The 16,628-nt window shown below is 66.9% G+C and carries 13 protein-coding genes; 6 read left to right on the top strand and 7 right to left on the bottom strand.

What is annotated here, in order from left to right:
• Window positions 1-211 precede the first annotated feature (211 nt).
• The 4 genes from NA5_RS31200 to NA5_RS31185 all read right to left on the bottom strand — a co-directional run bounded on the left by NA5_RS31200 (window position 212) and on the right by NA5_RS31185 (window position 4,966).
• Window positions 212-1,417 (bottom strand): DUF5685 family protein, encoded by a 1,206-nt coding sequence (locus NA5_RS31200; RefSeq protein ID WP_281201768.1) that lies wholly within the window; start codon window positions 1,415-1,417, stop codon window positions 212-214.
• Between the two features lie 204 nt (window positions 1,418-1,621).
• Window positions 1,622-2,221 carry a TetR/AcrR family transcriptional regulator gene (locus NA5_RS31195; RefSeq protein WP_062992537.1) on the bottom strand — a complete coding sequence of 200 codons (600 nt, stop codon included), beginning with the start codon at window positions 2,219-2,221 and terminating at the stop codon, window positions 1,622-1,624.
• Window positions 2,222-2,437: 216 nt separating this feature from the next.
• Entirely contained in the window at window positions 2,438-3,598 is a 1,161-nt protein-coding gene (locus NA5_RS31190; RefSeq protein WP_062992536.1) for a glycoside hydrolase family 3 N-terminal domain-containing protein, read from the bottom strand.
• Window positions 3,599-3,637: 39 nt separating this feature from the next.
• Window positions 3,638-4,966, bottom strand: a complete 1,329-nt coding sequence (locus NA5_RS31185; protein WP_218020197.1) for an ADP-ribosylglycohydrolase family protein — start codon at window positions 4,964-4,966, stop codon at window positions 3,638-3,640.
• 147 nt (window positions 4,967-5,113) lie between these two features.
• On the opposite strand from NA5_RS31185, the gene NA5_RS31180 reads away from it, so the two are divergent.
• From NA5_RS31180 to NA5_RS31165, 5 genes are all read left to right on the top strand, one after another.
• The gene (locus NA5_RS31180) at window positions 5,114-5,593 is read left to right on the top strand and encodes a universal stress protein (protein ID WP_062992527.1); all 480 of its coding nucleotides are present in this window, start codon (window positions 5,114-5,116) and stop codon (window positions 5,591-5,593) included.
• 56 nt (window positions 5,594-5,649) lie between these two features.
• Entirely contained in the window at window positions 5,650-6,741 is a 1,092-nt protein-coding gene (locus tag NA5_RS31175) for an isochorismate synthase (RefSeq protein ID WP_062992526.1), read from the top strand.
• Window positions 6,742-6,856: 115 nt separating this feature from the next.
• Window positions 6,857-7,024: a DUF2613 domain-containing protein gene (locus NA5_RS39730; RefSeq protein ID WP_084484560.1), complete on the top strand. Its 168-nt coding sequence runs from the start codon at window positions 6,857-6,859 to the stop codon at window positions 7,022-7,024.
• A gap of 143 nt (window positions 7,025-7,167) precedes the next feature.
• The gene (locus NA5_RS31170) at window positions 7,168-11,514 is read left to right on the top strand and encodes an alpha-(1->3)-arabinofuranosyltransferase (RefSeq protein WP_218020198.1); all 4,347 of its coding nucleotides are present in this window, start codon (window positions 7,168-7,170) and stop codon (window positions 11,512-11,514) included.
• An 18-nt stretch (window positions 11,515-11,532) separates the two neighbouring features.
• On the top strand, window positions 11,533-12,030 hold the full coding sequence (locus NA5_RS31165) for a DinB family protein (RefSeq protein WP_084484558.1): 498 nt from the start codon (window positions 11,533-11,535) through the stop codon (window positions 12,028-12,030).
• 6 nt (window positions 12,031-12,036) lie between these two features.
• Here the strand turns inward: NA5_RS31165 and NA5_RS31160 are convergent, their stop codons facing one another.
• Window positions 12,037-13,215 (bottom strand): acyltransferase family protein, encoded by a 1,179-nt coding sequence (locus NA5_RS31160; RefSeq protein ID WP_062992607.1) that lies wholly within the window; start codon window positions 13,213-13,215, stop codon window positions 12,037-12,039.
• A gap of 203 nt (window positions 13,216-13,418) precedes the next feature.
• Here NA5_RS31160 and pgfA point away from each other — a divergent pair, with 203 nt between their 5' ends.
• Entirely contained in the window at window positions 13,419-14,525 is a 1,107-nt protein-coding gene (gene pgfA, locus NA5_RS31155; protein WP_062992524.1) for a cell envelope lipid trafficking protein PgfA, read from the top strand.
• Between the two features lie 69 nt (window positions 14,526-14,594).
• Here pgfA and NA5_RS31150 read toward each other — a convergent pair whose 3' ends face one another.
• The gene (locus NA5_RS31150) at window positions 14,595-14,951 is read right to left on the bottom strand and encodes a VOC family protein (protein ID WP_062992522.1); all 357 of its coding nucleotides are present in this window, start codon (window positions 14,949-14,951) and stop codon (window positions 14,595-14,597) included.
• 71 nt (window positions 14,952-15,022) lie between these two features.
• Window positions 15,023-16,300, bottom strand: coding sequence for a polysaccharide biosynthesis protein (locus NA5_RS31145; protein WP_371856473.1), 1,278 nt, complete (start codon window positions 16,298-16,300; stop codon window positions 15,023-15,025).
• Between the last annotated feature and the right edge of the window lie 328 nt (window positions 16,301-16,628).

Raw genomic sequence — 16,628 nt, 5'->3', positions numbered from 1 at the left:
CGACATTTCCAGGCTGCCGTGCACGAGTTTGCCTCCCGCGCAGGGAATCACCGGCGAATCAGTGCGCGCCGCGACACAAGCGCGCCACCGGCAAGCCGATCGATGCGGGTCATGCCGCGCAAGAATTCGCTGCACGGGCACGGAATCCCGGCGAATCAATGCGCGGCATGACGAACAGGTGCCGCAACGGCAGGGCTCGCCAACGGCGGTGTCAGCAGTCGCAGCCGCAACCGTCGCAGCAGCAGCCGTCACAGTCGCAGCAGTTGCCGCAGCAGTTACAGCTGCAATCGCCGCAGTCACAGCAGTCGCCGCAGTCGCAGTTCTTGATCCAAGCGTCCTTGCGCTTGCCGTCGCACGGGTTGGTGTGGTCGGCGCAGCAGGCGTAGCCGGTGCAGTAGACGCCGAGGACCAATGCCAGCGCCCCGCCGATGCCGGGGCGACGCGGCGGTTTCTCGTATCCCGTTCCCGGTGGCATCGGATACTGCATCGTCGCGGTGTGCCGAGATGTACCGCAGGCGTTGGCGGTTGCGCCGAGGCCGCGGCCGACCCTGCGCACCAGGGCGTGCAGCGGGTCGAGCAGCATCCAGCGGATGGTGGGGACCTGGTCCAGTTTCGCTTCCGCGACCGCCTTGCGCAGGTGTGAATCCGATTGCCGCAGTTGATCGTATGCCTCGGGCATGGTGGTTCCGGTGGCGGCGAGCGGGTTGAAGCGGCCGCGGGTCCGATCGGCGTCGAAGTCCTCGACGGCATCGGCGAGATGCGCTATCCGTCCGAAATGCCTGCCCGCCTCGCGCAAAGCGGCGACATTGTCCGGGCGGTCGGCCAGCACCGCGGTGTGCGCGAAGAATTCCGCCCCGCAGATCTGTGTCGGTGCCGTCAGCTCGTCGAGAGAGATTGTGCGAGACGCATATTCCGATGTTTTGCGCATACTCGCGCGCGTCGAGGCAAGAGCCTCCAACTCGGCCTGCGAATTGATCGCGGCGACAAGCGGTTCCACATCGAGGCCGATCAGGGAGGCCTGTGCTCGCGCACGGTCGGCCCAGCGGCTCGAGACCTTCGTCATCGGCCGCCGGGTGAGTACGGAACCGTCACCATCGACGACATGATCGCGAATCTTGGCCGATCCCAGCAATAGTGACGCGGTCGCGGCCAGCAGTACGCCCGGCGAATCCGCACTCGCCACCTCGGCCCGCCGCATCCCGCGCAACGCGCACGGCCCGGCCGTGGTCCGCCCCACCGAGCCGGACGTCTGTGCCTCGGTCAGCACGCTCAGGACGATCGCATCGGTATTCGTCGCCGCCCGCGCCAACTGCCCGTGCCCATCGCGCAGCCCCAAACACAGCCCACACATATGGGTACGCCACGTGCTCGCATCGATCCCATACTTCTCGGCCCCATGCGAACACGGCCGCAACATCCCGAACAATTCCACCCCGTTCCCCGACCCACATGCCGGTCCACTCTCTTGATCTCCCGCACTCTGGCAGCCCGTTAACACCGCCGCAAGCCCAGCCACTGCCCACGTTTGCACAGACCCGGTCACGCCTATTCGCGATGCACAGCCGCGAATAGAGTGGCGCTGCTACGACAATGGCGCTGGGGCAGTGACCGGGCCGCTGAGCTACTCCGCTTTCTTGCGGCCCGCGAGGCCGCGCCAGGCCAGATCGTCCAAGAGGTCGACCGCCTCGGAGACTTCGATGCGGCCGCTGGCCACCCGGTCGGCGATGGCTTCGCCCGCGCCGATGACGGCCACGGCGACGACGTCGAAGTTGGTGCCGGGTTCGGCGTGCTTGGCGCTGGATTCGAGGAGTTTGGCGGTCAGTTCGATGACGCGTTCGCGGGCGTTTTCGATTTCCGAGGCGAAGGCTTGCTGGCCGATCGCCTGGCGGTAGAGCACCTGCCATGAGTTGCGATTGCGGTCGACGAATCCGAGGAAACCCTCGAGTGCCGTGCGTACCTGTTCGTGCGGGGAAAGTTGCGGATTGCCCGCGGGCGCCACCGATTCGATGAAGCGCAGTCCCTCGCGCTGGATGCAGGCGCGGAACAATTCGTCCTTGGAGCCGTAGTAGAGGTACAGCATCGGCTTGGAGATTTTCGCCTCGGCGGCGATGGCGTCCATCGAGGTGTCGTGGAACCCCTTACGCGAGAACACCTCGACCGCGGCGTCGAGCATCTGCTGCTCACGAACCGCCCGAGGAAGTCGCTTCGTTCCGCCCGCCATCACTCTCCTACCGCATGGTCGATCTCTTATATTACTCCAAGGTAAGTTCGGCGGGTCGGATTGCGCGTTCGTAAGTTCGGCGAACTATCGGCACTCGGTTCCCATCCTTCGGACCGCGATGTCCTTGGATTCGCGGGCGCAGCTGTTCAGCTGTCCAGCAGAGGAATACTACGGGTGCCCGGCGATAAGGCGGCTGTACAACATACGACAGGCAGATCAGCAGGACGGCAGCGCGCCCTTGTACCGAGCCATCCGCAGCACCGACGCGTCGACCCGCTCGGCGGACAGGCGTCCACTCGATACCGCCTGCTCGAGACGATCCAGCACCCGCGGCACCGCATCGGTGGTGATCCACAGGGCATTGTCGGCACCGGCGACCAGCGCGGCCTCGACCGCGTCCTCGATGCTCATCCGGCTGGTGATGGCGGCCATGCCGCCGAGGTCGTCGGTAAAGATCGGACCCTGGAACGGGGCCGCGCCGTAGCCGGTCCCATCGCGCAGCAGTGCCATGGCCTGCGGGCTGATGCTGGCGGGGACATCGGGAGTGGTCAGGCCGGGTACGTCGAGGTGGCCGACCATGACGGCGGCACCGGAGTCGACCAGATTGCGGAACGGCACAAGATCGACAGTCTGCAGCTGCGACAACGGCGGGGTGCGGACGGCGCCGGTGTGCGAATCGCCCGAGCCGGAACCGTGGCCGGGGAAGTGCTTCATCACCGTGCCGACGCCGACCTCGTTCATGGCGCGGATATAGGCGTCGGCGTATTCGGTGACCACCGCGGGATCGTCGGAGAAGGACCGGTCACCGATGACCGAATCGTCGGGCTGACTGCTCACATCGACGTCCGGGGCGAAGTCCACCGTGACGCCCAGATCCTTCAGCGCGCGGCCGCGGGTCACGGTGGCGTCGTGGAACTGCTCGGCGGTCATGGTCTGGGCGGTCACCCGCGCCGACGGGGCCGGGCCGATCAGGTCCTTGACCCGGGAGACCCGGCCGCCCTCCTCGTCGATGGTCACCAGCAGCGGCACCTTGGCCGCGGACTTGACCTGTTTGATCAGGCCGTCGGCCAGCAGCGACTTATCGGTCCAGCCGCCGACGAAAATGCCGCCGACCTGCGAATTGCGCACCACATTAGTGGCGTCGTCGGCACCGGTGACACCGACGGTCAGCAGTTGCCCCAGCTTCTCGCGCAGGGTGAGTTTCGCCAGGTAATCGGCGCCGCAGTCGCCTTTGGCGGTGGTGCTGGCCGGAGCCGGGGAACCGGTCGTCGCGGCGGGAGTCGCGGCTTTCGACGGCGCGGGGCCGGAGTCACCGTTCGAGCACGCCGTCGCGACGGCGGCCAGGATTGCGAGCAGGACGAGAGGCGTCTTCCGCATGAGAGTCCACGGTAATCGGCACGGTCCGGCCGGTCCGACTCAGGTACGGCTAGTGGCCAGTCGCTGCGTCCGGCGGGCCAGCTCGGAGATCCGGCTGCCGTCGTGGCCGAAGACCGCGCTGTGCAGTCGGTCGTGGAACGGGTCGGTCCAGTGGGTTGGGATGCCATGGTCGCCGATGCGAATTCCGGCCACTGAACCGGCGGTCGCCCCATTGGAGTCGGTATCGCAACCACCCTGCACGGTGAGCGCGATGGTTCGGGTGAAATCACCTGCGCCCCAAAGTAATCCAGCGGTGACGAGACAGGCGTTCGGAATGGCGTGCACCCAGTTGTAGTGGTCGTGGCGGCGGTGAATGGCTTCCATGGCCCGCTCCCATGGCATGCCGCTGTCATGGTCGGTGATCACTTCGGCGACCGCGACGTGCAACCTCGAACGTTCCGGAATGCATTGCTGGGCAACCGAAAGCGCATCCGAAATACCGTCGGCGGTGAAGGCCGCCGCCACCAATGCGGCCGCCCACATCGCGGCGTACACACCGTTGCCGGTATGGGAAAGCCCCGCATCACGGGCGGCCAGTTCTGCGGCACGCGCCGGATTACCCGGGTTGACATAGCCGTAGACATCCGCGCGAATCATCGCGCCTATCCACTCGCGGTACGGATTTCGATACCGGGCCACCTGCGGCGGTTTTCGTCCGGCGATCAGATTGCGGTAAGCGACCCGCTCCGCGGTGTAGGTCTGCAGAAATGGCAGATGCGCCAACCAGGCGTCCGCGAGATCGGATTGCGTGAAATTCGCTCCGCACGTTTCCAATAGCTGCAATCCGAGCACGGTGTAATCGACATCGTCATCGCGCGGTGCACCGTCGATTCGGCCCCGCACCGAAACCGGCCAGGTCGGATTCAACGGAAATTCCGGTGACGGCGGTAATAATGCGGGCACATAGTCGGTCAGCGGATAGGCATCGGCCCGCTCGAGATAGCCGCGGATTCGCGCGGGAGTCCAGACGAATCCGTTTTCCAGCGGCTTACCCAGCGTGCAGCCGACGCAGCGCCCGAGCCAACCGCCGTGGATCCGCTCGAATAGCTCGGGTATCGGCCCGACCGGCCGCATTACCGACCGCGGTGCCGCGGTTTCGGATTCGTCATAAGCCCAGTCGGGATCGCGTTCGGTATTTTCGAGTCGGTCGAAAACCGACCAGCATTCGGCAGGTTCGCCATGTTCGGCGGCGACCGAGGCGCGCACCTCGGACTCGAACTCGGCCACCCGATAGCCCGATTCGAGCCGCTGCCGCCATTCATAGAACAGCAACGTCCGCGGGTCGATCTCGTGCCTGCCGAAGAACACCAGTTCGTTCGCATCGGGCATATCCGCTCCTGGTCCGTGGCGCCCGGTCGGTTATTCGCCGTTCAATCCGTTCCCGCAGCAGATTATCCGCGCGCGGCAATACCTCGGGACGCGGTTGTCCGGAGTAATGTTGTGGCGTAGCCAAATGACTCCCAACTGGAGGTCATCGTGCCGTGCGATCTCATGCTCATTGCCTATGACGGTTCCGAAAATGCCAAGCGGGCCATCGAATACGCCGGTCGGTTCCTCGCCGCGAACAGAGCGGTGGTGCTCACCGCCTGGGAACCGATGGTGCGCCAGGCCGCTCGGCTGTCCGGACTCTCCGGCGTGATGCAGCCGGAATGGGTTCCCGACGAGGAGATCGAGGATGTCGCGTACGTCGACGCCCGCAATATCAATACCGAGGGCGTCCGCCTGGCCAAACTCGCCGGTCTGAACGCCGAGGCGCGCACGGCGGAATGCACATCGACGATCTGGAACGCCATTGTCGAAACCGCCGACGACCTGGACGTCGACATCATCGTGGCGGGCACGCGCGGCGCCACCGGCATTCGAGCGCTGATGCACAGCAGCGTCGCGGACGCGGTACTCAAACATTGCCACCGTCCGGTGCTCATGGTGCCGCCCGGTAAGGAACCGCGGCGCTGAGATTTGGGTCGCTCAGGGGCTCTGCTCCCGGTTTGCGGGGTTAGGGTCGAGGGATCATGAACGGTTTCTTGCTCGCTCAGCCCGGTGGGGTGATCCGCGCGTCGGGGACCGGGGTCACCTTCGACGAGGCGGCGCGGGCGGTGGCGGCGCTGCGCGACGGGACCGCCGAGCTGATCGTCGGGGCCCTGCCGTTCGATCCCCGGAATTCGGCCGCGCTGTGCGTTCCCGAGCGGGCGCAACGCACGGTCGGACCGTGGCGGCCCGCAGCGCTGCCGGACCTGCCCGCTGTTCGGGTCATCACCGAAATGCCCAGTCCGGCAGAGCATGTCGCGCGGGTGACGAAATTGGTCGAGCAGCTGAACGATCCGGCGCAGCCGCTGCGCAAGGTCGTGGCCGCCCGATCGGTGCTGGCCGAGGCCGACAGCGCGCTGGAACCGGAGTTGGTCGCGGGACATCTGCTGACCAGGCATCCACATGCGAATGTCTTCGCGGTCGACCTGACGGCCGCCGGTCGGCCGGGTGCGACGCTGGTCGGCGCCACCCCCGAGGTGCTGGTCGCACGGCACGGCGCGACCGTCACGCTGCATCCGCTCGCGGGGACGCTGCCCCGCCTCGCCGATCCGGACGCCGATGCCGCGCAGGCGCGAGAGTTATTGGCCAGCACCAAGAACCGCGATGAGCATGCTTTCGTGATCGACTGGATTCGTGAGGTGCTCGCGCCGGTCTGCGCGGAACTCACCATTCCGGACGGCCCACAGCTGATCAATACCCATGAGGTCTGGCATCTGGCCACCCCGATCACCGGCCGCCTACGCGATCCCGCGACGACCGCGCTCGACCTGGCGATCCGGCTGCACCCCACGCCCGCGGTCTGTGGCACGCCGACCGATCTCGCCCTCGACACGATCACGCGCATAGAAGAGGAGCGCGGCTTCTACGGCGGTGCGGTCGGCTGGTGCGATGCGCACGGCGACGGCGAATGGGTGGTCGCGATTCGCAGCGCGGAAATCGCCGCCGACGGCCGCTCGCTGCGGGCCTTCGCGGGCGGCGGCATCGTGGCCGCCTCGGATCCGCATGCCGAGTTGGACGAGACCACGGCCAAGCTGCGCACATTGCTCGGCAGTTTGCACTGCGCGATTCCGAGCTGAGCGACCCGCGCCCCGCTATTCGCTTCGGCTATCGGTGGCCTGAACGTAGGTGATCGCGCGCGGCCCTGCTAGGTTGGCCCAGAATGTGCCTGCATCGATGTATTGGAGTGCCGCGATGAAGTTTGCTGTCCCTGGTGTTGCGAGTGCGGTCGCGGGCGCCGTATTGGGCGCGATCGCGGTGTTCGTCATCACGATGGCAGTGCAGCAGAACACGCGGCCCGATATCGAGCGCACCGACTCCACCTCCTCGCTACTCAACAACGTTGAGTACGGCAGCCGCTGATCCCGCGAGGTGCGGGCGATAGGCCCGTAGGCGGCAGCCCGGATAACCACGGAGGGCCGGTGAGCGCCGCAGATTCAACACAGCCTTCGGCTACCGATTCGCTCGGTTCCTCCGGCGCGGCGCGTCAGCATGACTTCGCCCCGCTGGGCAGAGGCTGGTTCGTGGGGACCGTGGTCGCGGCATTCCTGCTCACCTTTCTCCAGGCGCCCGGCCTGACGGTCGCCGACACCAAATACGACCTGGCGCAGAATCCGCTGGGTTTCCTCGAACGCGCCGCCCATCTGTGGAGCAGTCAGGCCCCGATGGGGCAGGTGCAGAACCAGGCCTACGGATACTTCTTTCCACACGGCGCGTTCTTCTCGGCCGGACATGTGCTCGGCCTGCCCGCGTGGGTGACGCAGCGGATCTGGTGGGCGTTGCTGCTGCTCGCCGGGTTCTGGGGCATCGTGCGGCTCTGCGAAACGCTCGGCATCGGCTCGCGCGGGTCCCGGATGGTGGCGGCGGCCGCGTTTGCGCTGTCACCGCGGGTGCTGACCACGCTCGGTTCGATCTCCTCGGAGACGCTGCCGATGGTGCTCGCGCCGTGGGTGCTGCTCGCGCCCGCGGCGCTCGGCACCGCCTACCGGAACCGGCGCGGCGGTGCGGCCTCGCCCGCCGGTAGCGCGCTGGCACTGGCGTTGATGGGGGCGGTGAACGCGGTGGCGACGGTCGCCGCGTTTCTGCCCGCGCTGCTGTGGTGGGCGTCGTATCGCCCGGACCGGCGCTGGTGGCGGTTCACCCTGGCCTGGATTCCGCTGCTGGTGCTGGCCACCTTCTGGTGGGCGGTGCCGTTGCTGTTGCTTGGCAAGGTGAGTCCGCCGTTCCTGGACTACATCGAATCCTCGGGGGTGACCACACAGTGGGCGTCTCTCGGGGAGGTGCTGCGCGGCACCGACAGTTGGACGCCGTTCGTCTCACCGGAGCGAATCGCGGGCGCGGTGCTGGTGACCCAACCCGCCGCGGTGCTGGCCACCGGGCTGCTCGCGGCCGCCGGTATGGCCGGATTGGCGATGCGCTCCATGCCGTATCGCGGGCGGTTCGCGCTGATCCTGCTGGTCGGGCTGGTCGGGATCTGTGCCGGATTCGTCGGTGAACTGAGCGGGCCGTTCGCGGATTCGGTGCGAGTGTTCCTGGATGCCGGGGGTGCGCCGCTGCGCAATGTGCACAAGCTTGAACCGCTGATTCGAATTCCATTGGTGCTCGGCCTGGCTCATCTGCTGAGCCGGGTGCCGTTGCCCGCGTCCGTCCCGATGCCGGTGTGGCGCAATGCCTTCGCGCATCCCGAACGCGATAAGTCGGTCGCCGTCGCCGCCTTGATCCTCACCGCGCTCACACTGTCCACCTCACTGGCCTGGACCGGGAAGCTCGCACCGCGCGGCGCCTACGACGAAGTGCCCGGGTACTGGAAGCAGACGGCGCAGTGGTTGTCCCACCATGCCTCCGACACCCGAGCGCTGGTCGTGCCTGGCGCGCCCTTCGGCAGTCAGGTGTGGGGGCTGACCCGCGACGAACCACTGCAGGCGCTCGCGAGTACGCCGTGGGCGATCCGGGACGCGGTGCCGCTGAATCCGCCGGGCACCATCCGGGCCATGGATTCGGTACAGCGGTTGATTGCCGACGGCAGGCCGTCGACCGGACTCGCCGCGACGCTGACCGAACAGGGCATCGGAATTCTGGTGTTGCGCAACGATCTCGATCCGGAGACGTCGCGTTCGACCCGGCCGATGTTGGCGCATCAGGCGATCGACGGGTCCCCGGGATTGCACAAAGTCGCCGAATTCGGTAACCCGATCGAGACTGTCCGGCCCGATGGTCTGGTCGCCGACGGTGATCTGCGCCCCGCGTATCCGGCGGTCGAGATATATCGCGTCGAGGCATCGCCCGCGGGCACACCGATCGAAATTCGCAGCGGCACAGGCGCGCCGACAACATTCCCCGGCGCCTACACGGTGCCCATGACCTCGGTCGGGACGGTTCAGGGCGGTCCGGAAGTGCTCGAACGGATGCGCCGTGACGGCACGACCGCGCCGACACTCCTCGCGTCCGACGTGTCCGCGGCCGGATTGCCGATCGGGCCGTTGACCGTGACGGATACGCCGATGGACCGGGAGGCCGACTTCGGTCGGGTGGACAATCACAATTCGGCGCTGCGCGCTCCCGACGATGCGCGCCGCACACACAATCTGGTGCCCGACTATCCGGTTCCCGGTGCGGAATTGGTGCGCGGTGAATGGTCGGGGGCGACGATCACCGCATCGAGTTCCGCCGCCGACGCCACACAGCTGGGCGGATCCGCGCCAGGCAGCTCGACCGCCGCGGTCGTGGACGGCGATCCGTCGACCGCGTGGATCAGCAACGGCGCTGAACACGCACTGGGGCAATGGCTTCGGCTCGATCTCGACCATCCGATCAGCTCCGGGCTACTGCAGTTGACCACCAGCGCGGCCGCGATCGGCGATCCGGTGAAATGGGTCGAGGTGCGGACCGCGAACGGGAGCGTTTCCGCGCGCATCCCCGAACCTGGTATGCCGGTGTCGATTTCGCTGCCAGCGGGTAAGACGGATTGGCTCACCATCACCGCCATCCGCACCGAGGACGGTACCCGCGGCGGGCAATTCGGGATCAGCGAGCTGACACTGGACGACTACACCGACCGCAGCGCGCCAGTGCGGGTCGATATTCGGCATCGGACCGTACTGCCGCCCACCCCGGCGGGCGCGCAGGTGCGGGCCTGGGATCTCGGACAGGAATTCCCCGGGCGCAGTGCGTGTTTCGATGCGCCGGACCGGGTGCGGTGCAGTAAGGGACTCGCGCTGGCACCGGAGGAGCCCGGCACGTTCGAACGGACTCTTTCGGTGCCGGAACCGGTGCGTGTGACGCCGCAGTTGACCGTGCGGACTCGACAGGGCCCGGCGCTCGAAGCGCTGCTCACCGACCACACGCATCCCGTTGCCCGGGGTAAGGCCGATGTCGGTGACCTGCGCGGATCCGCCTTCGCCGCGACCGATGGGGATCCGCGCACCAGTTGGACCGCACCGGAGGATTCGGTACGCAATCTGGCGGGCGGCAAACCGACTCTCACCCTCGAGTTGCCCGAACCGGCACTGGTGACGGGGCTGGACGTGACGCCGTCGCTCGGTGAGCTGCCCGCCGCACCTGTTTCGATAGTGGTAAACCTCGGCAACGGTCCACAGGTTCGCGAGATCGAACCGGGCGAACCGACCCGCGTCTCGTTGCAGCCAACCGTGACCGACCGCATCGAACTGAGCATTCAGACCTGGAAGCCGGTACTCGACCGCACCGCACTCGGTTTCGCCCAGACGCAGCCGCCTGGTCTCGCCGAGGTATCGGTACTCGGCCCCGATTACCCTGCGCCCGCCGCGGGGGATCGACTGATCACCGTCCCGTGTGCGAAGGGGCCGACGATTGCGCTCGGTGGGCGCTTCGTGCATACCTCCGTCACCGCGACCGCTGATGAATTGCGCTCTGGTGCACCGGTTCCCGCTCGCGTCTGTGCCGATTCGGAACTTCCGCCCGAGCTCGCCGGGAATGCCCGTCTCGGTTCGGCCGACCCCACCCTCCCGAGTGCGGCCCCCGCACCGGATGCGGCTGGCACCGGTCTCGAATCCACCGACGCGGTCGCGTTGTCCGCAGGGCGCGCGGATGTCACGGTTGCGCCGACGGATCTGTTCTTCGTCGACCGACTTCGCCTGAACCGCACCGATTTCAACCCTGTCGCCGCGCCCATGACATCGGGACAGCTTTTGGTCCTGCCGCTGAGCACCAATGTCGGTTGGAAGGCGCGCACTGTCGACGGCAAAGTACTCGAACCGGTCGTGGTCAACGGCTGGCAGCAGGGCTGGCTGCTCCCGGAAGACTACGTCGCCGGATCGAAGCCCATCACCGTCTCATTCCCCATCGACCGCTGGTACCGCCTCAGCATCTTCGGTGGCCTGCTTCTGCTCATCCCGCTGATCCTGCTCGCCATCCCACGCAAGCGCGGGATCCCGACAACCATTGCCCCGGAGCCGCGTTCACCCGCGGGCACCGACGCCACCGCAAATCCACCTGGTACGCGCGGCCGCGCCGACGCCGACGCGCACGCGGCCGAGCAAATCCCTGACGGCGCGTCGGCCCCTACCACCTGGGGCAATCGCATTATCGGCGCACTCGGAATCGCCACTGTCGCAACGATCATCGCCGGGCCGGTGGGCACCGTACTCACTGTTGCCGCACTCGCCGCGAACCGATTCGCCGTGCAGGTGAGGTCGAAAGTCCTTGCGGCCGTTGCCGGTCTAGGTACCGCGGCAGCCGCCGCGGCCTTGTCCACCGGACCATGGCGCGCCGCGAACGGATACATGGGCGGCTCGCTGTGGGTCCAACTGCCCGCGTTGATCGCGGTGATCGCCCTCGGCATCGCGGCTCTACCCGCCCAACGTGAACATCGTTGAGGGAATACCCTCGACCAGATGACGGACTGCGCGGAGTGTGGATTCGAGTACGACTCGGCCTTGGTTCCCGAGGTGTCGGCGCTGACCAGGGCCCGCGCGGCGGAATACGCGGAACTGCTCGCCGGTGACGACCATGGCCTGCGGCAGCGCCCCGCGCCGAAGGTGTGGTCACCATTGGAATATGCCTGCCATGTACGGGATGTGCTGCTCGCCCAACGAGAACGGGTGCTGCTTGCTCGCCGGGTCGATACACCGGCACCGGAGCCGATGGGGCGCGACGAACGCGTTGAACACGACGGATATGCCGATCAGCGACCCTCGGATGTCGCCAGGCAACTCGAGGATGCCGCGCTGCTCTTCAGCAATGTCCTCGACCGGTTGGCCCCCTCGGACTGGGACCGCACGCTCATTTTCACCTTCCCCGAGCCTCGAGAACGTCCGCTGCATTGGCTGGCCCTGCACACCCTGCACGAGCTGCGGCACCATCTGCTCGACATCCGTCGCCAGCTCGACTGACGACGGTCAACTCACCTCGGCCCGCCGCGCGGCCTTGGCACGATCGCGGTCACGCGCGAACCGGCGCGCCGGTTCCTCGATGAGTGCGTAGCTGGCCGCGGCGATCGGGAGGGTGATCGCGATCGTCAGGATGAGCACCTTTACGAAATTGCCGCCGAACGGCAGGATTCCGAAAACCGGGAACACCACCGAAAGCACCGCGAGATGCCAGAGGAAGATGCCGTAGGACCAGCGGCCGATCATCGCGGCGACCCCGGATTCCAGCCAGCGATGTGGACGCGCGCCGGGCGGGCGCAGCACCAGCGGCGCGAGCAGCGCGAAACCGATGATCGCCCCGAAACCCATCTTCGCCGCGTACTGCCACGGCTCGGCCCGCGTCAGCCCGGCCGGACCGCCCAGATCGGTGGCCGAGACAAGGAAGGCGACCAGCGCGATGCTCCACATCACCGGCTGATTGGCCAGCAGCCGAAGTTTCGGCGATAGCAGATCCCTATTGTCGACGAGCTCGGCGAGCAACATGCCGCCCGCGAACCACGGCAGATATCCGGGCAGCCAATTGTCGGCGTGAATGGCGTCCGGAGTCGGCACCGGAATGAAGTTCCAGCCCAGGCTCACCAACGCGAGCCCGATGATCGCGGGGACGCGCCAGCGCGCGGCATCGCCACGCAGTCGCACCGCCGCGAATGCCAGCAGTGGCAGCACAACGTAGAAAGCCACCTCGACCGACAGACTCCACATCTGGGTGAGTCCATCGGTGAGCGTGAGCGGCACGAAAACCTGCGTCAACGCCAGATTCGACAGCCATACCCGCAGGCCAGCGGTATCGGCCGCACTCGGCACCAGGATCAGCACCGCGACGACCACAGCCCAGTACGCGGGCAGAATGCGCGCCGCCCGATGCCGCAGGTAATAGCCGACCGTCGGCGCGGTCCCCAGTCCGCGCGCCACCTGCGCGTGCGGACGCCACAGCAGGAATCCCGACAGCGCGAAGAACACCGCGACCGCCATATCGAACCGTTCCCAAATCCGCCCCAGCACAGGCGTATTCGCGGCGCCGGTCTGGAATGCGACATGGGTCAGTAGCACGCCGAGTGCGGCCATGCCGCGCATACCTTCCAAGGCGGGCACGAAACCGCGTGTGCGCGTGGGTGCGTCGGTTGTCGGTGCGGGTAGGGTTGCGGTCATCGAACTCCAGTCTGCCGGATCCTCTACCAGCTGGTAACCCACCGTTTCAGATTTCGCGCTAGACTCGGGCGATTTCTGGGTCGAATCCGGCCTCGGCAGCGCATGGTACGACATCGGGCTGTTAGTGTCGGGGCTCACGAGTGCCGCGGCGCGCCCGCAGTACTCGCCGCACAGACCTGTGTTCTACGACGAGGAGAGTTTGCATGGCACTGAGTGCCGGAACCAGAAGGACGGTGGCCTGCCTGCTCGTGGGTCTGGGCGCGTTGTTGATCGTCGCAGCAGTGATGATCCCGACCTACACCGTCAGCAAACTGGCGAAAACTCCACTCGATCTTGAGATCACCACCATCGCGACGAACCAGCCGGGCGAGGACAGCCTGGTCCTGGACTCCAAATCGCTGACCGCACCGGAGGGCGCAGCCAAGGTCGACACCAATGTGCCGCTGATCTCGCAGCGGTTCCTCACGGTCGAGGAGCCCTCCGACGCCACCGAGATGACCGTCCAGGCCGGTCAGACCCTGCGTCGCATCGATAAGCAGGGCGACACCGGCCTGCTCACCGCGACCGTCGACCGGGTCACCATCGACCGCAAGTCCGGCGAGCCGGTGGCCAAGGACCCCAACGGCTCCATCGCCGTCACGGTGAACAAGGACATGCAGAGCATCGCCGACCCGGTCCAGCACACCGGTCTGCAGTACCGCTTCCCGATCGGCACCGAGAAGAAGAGCTACCCGTACTTCGATGTCAATGCGCGTAAGTCCTACGACGCCAAGTTCATCGAAGAGGCCGAGATCAACAATATGAAGGTCTACCACTTCCAGATGTCGGTGCCGGTGACCAACTTGTGGGACGTGATCCAGTCGCCGTCCAACAAGCTGAGCCTGCCCGCCTCGAAGTGGGGCCTCGAGGGCGACGACCCGGTCACCATGACCCGCTTCTACACCGACACCCGCGACCTGTGGGTCGAGCCGCAGACCGGCACCGTGGTCAAGGGTGGCGAGCAGATCCACCTGTACTACGCGCGCAGCGGCGACCACCCGGACGTCACCGCGCTGAAGTCGCACCTGGTCTTCGACGAGAACACCATCGAATCGCAGATCTCGGTGGCCAAGGAGAACATCGACAAGCTGTCGCTGTACGGCCGGATCATGCCGATCGTGCTCGGTGTGCTCGGTGTCATCGCCGTGGTCGCCGGTGTGTTCCTGGGTATCCGCGGCGAGTCCGCCCCGGTCGGTGCGGGTCGGCGTGGGCCGGGTCGTGGCGGGGATGACGCTCCGACCGAGCAGATCCGGATCCAGAAGAATCTCTGACAATTAGTTCCGCTACTCGGCTCCCCGGCGTTATGTCGGGGAGCCGAGTTCGTTTCGGCCTGGGTTGATTCAGGGCGCCAACGGGTAGGCGACGGGATGCGACGGCTGATACAGCAGCATCAGTCCCGCGCCGGGAATCTTCATATCGATGCAGCGTCCGAAACTCCGCTCGGCGATCTCACCCACGAATTGCGCCCCACGACTGCCCAATTCCGCCATGGTCTGCTCGATGTCATCGCACATCAACGAAATCTCATGGCGCGGCGGCCCATCAGCAGGATGCACCCCGAGCTCACTCGGCCCCGTTCCGAATATCAGCCAGCCACCGTGGGCGTCGACATTCGGCCAGCCGAGAACATCACGGAAGAAGGCGCGGGCCGCGTCCGGATCCTCCGCGTAGACCAGCGTGTGCACAGCGGTGATCATGCTGGTGATGCTAGGTGAGCGGACGGCTGCGCGATGGGTGTTCTGTCGTCCCCGCGTCGATTGTGCTTCGGTCAAATACGTTCGGCGGTCCCGGCGCGGTCGGCGGTACGCAATACGATCACCGCCACGAACATGGTGGTAGCGGCCGCGACACCGAGGGCGGTGGTGATCAGCGCCGGAACCGAGCGGGCGAAGCAGGTCATGAGCACCACCTCGGCCACCAGGCCGAGCCAGGTCACCGCGGCGAGGGCGGTGCGGTCCACCGCGATCGCCGAAAGCAACGCACCCTGCAGCACCGCGAGTATGGCTCCTTGCAGGGCGAACAACCACAGCAGGCCTTGGATCGGCGCGTAATCCTGTCCCGCGAACAAGGGCGCGACCGGTGCCGCCAACGCAGCGCCCAATACCGCCACGATTCCGATGCCCGACAGCACTGCCAGTGCATCCCGGATCGCCCGCGCCGAATGCGTTGGCTGCGCCATCCGCGGATACAGCACGACCCCCACGGCCTGCGGCAGCCAGAACGCGATCTTCGCCGCGATCGCACCGAGCGCATACCGGCTCGCATCCGCCTCGTCCAAGACGATCCGCGCGACGATCAAATCCGCCGACGACAATGCCATCAACGCCGCCTGCACCTGCGCCGCACGCAACACCGGCAACACTCCGACCGCGAATCCAGGCATCGGCGCCTCGGCGGCAGCGCCACCTGGCGGACCTTGTGAGGTGACGTCCGGCGACCGATCCGTCACAGGGGCGCGAACGCGTGCGAGGGGCGAGCCCGCAGTGGCGCGGGCGAATGCGGCCGCGACGACGATTCCTATCGCGGCGGCCCACAATGCGGGCGCTGTGTCGCCACCCGCCGCGAGGACCACCAACGCCGGGACGACGCGCGTTACTCCGGCCGCGCCCAGCACTACGGCCAAGGCTCGAAAACGCCTGCTGCCCTGCAGGATTCCCTGTTCACCGGATAGCAGTACCAAGGCGGGGGCCGCGCCGAGGGCGGCCGCGCTGGCGACTACGCCGACATCCAGTGCTGTCGTCACAACCGGTACCAGCACCGCGGCGACCACCGCGACGATCACCGCACACCGCCACTGCAACCCGCGCAGCACCGCGACGCCCGCACCGCGCACCAGTTCCCTGGCCACCACGTTCTGCAACGCCAGCGCGGGCACCGCACACAACAGCTGCACCGCGAGCAGGCTGGCGAATTCGCTGTATCCGCTGACCCCCAACCAGCGGCTGGCCAGCATCTGCAGCAGATATCCCGCCACATTGGCCGTCATCGCCCCTGCCGTGACCAACGTCAGATCCGCCACAACGGGAAGACGACGGACAGCAGGCACGCGGCAATCGTCCCACCCCACCACCCCGCGCCCCGCACGCGCCCACCATCGAGGTCACCCTGCGTCATCCCGAGCCGAGGCCTCGTGTGCGCTCACCGACCATCCGCCGCTGACCCTCCGGGAGGGATCGAGTTTCGAGGTTTGCAGGGTGACTACGGCCTGGTCGTATGGCCCATGCGGGCACCGGCGACCACAATGCGAACTTCGGTGGCCTCGTCACCCGCAGGGCTCTGGCCTCGTCGCTACGACCAAGTTCGATGGCGCGTTCGGGGTGGCCGATGCCATCGGCTGGACTCGGCGATCAGCTGGACTCGGCGATCAGCTGGAC

The organism is Nocardia anaemiae NBRC 100462, from assembly GCF_001612725.1.
Lineage (GTDB): Bacteria > Actinomycetota > Actinomycetes > Mycobacteriales > Mycobacteriaceae > Nocardia > Nocardia anaemiae.
Note: the sequence above shows the minus strand (reverse complement) of the source record. Positions and strands in the feature narration are given on the sequence as shown.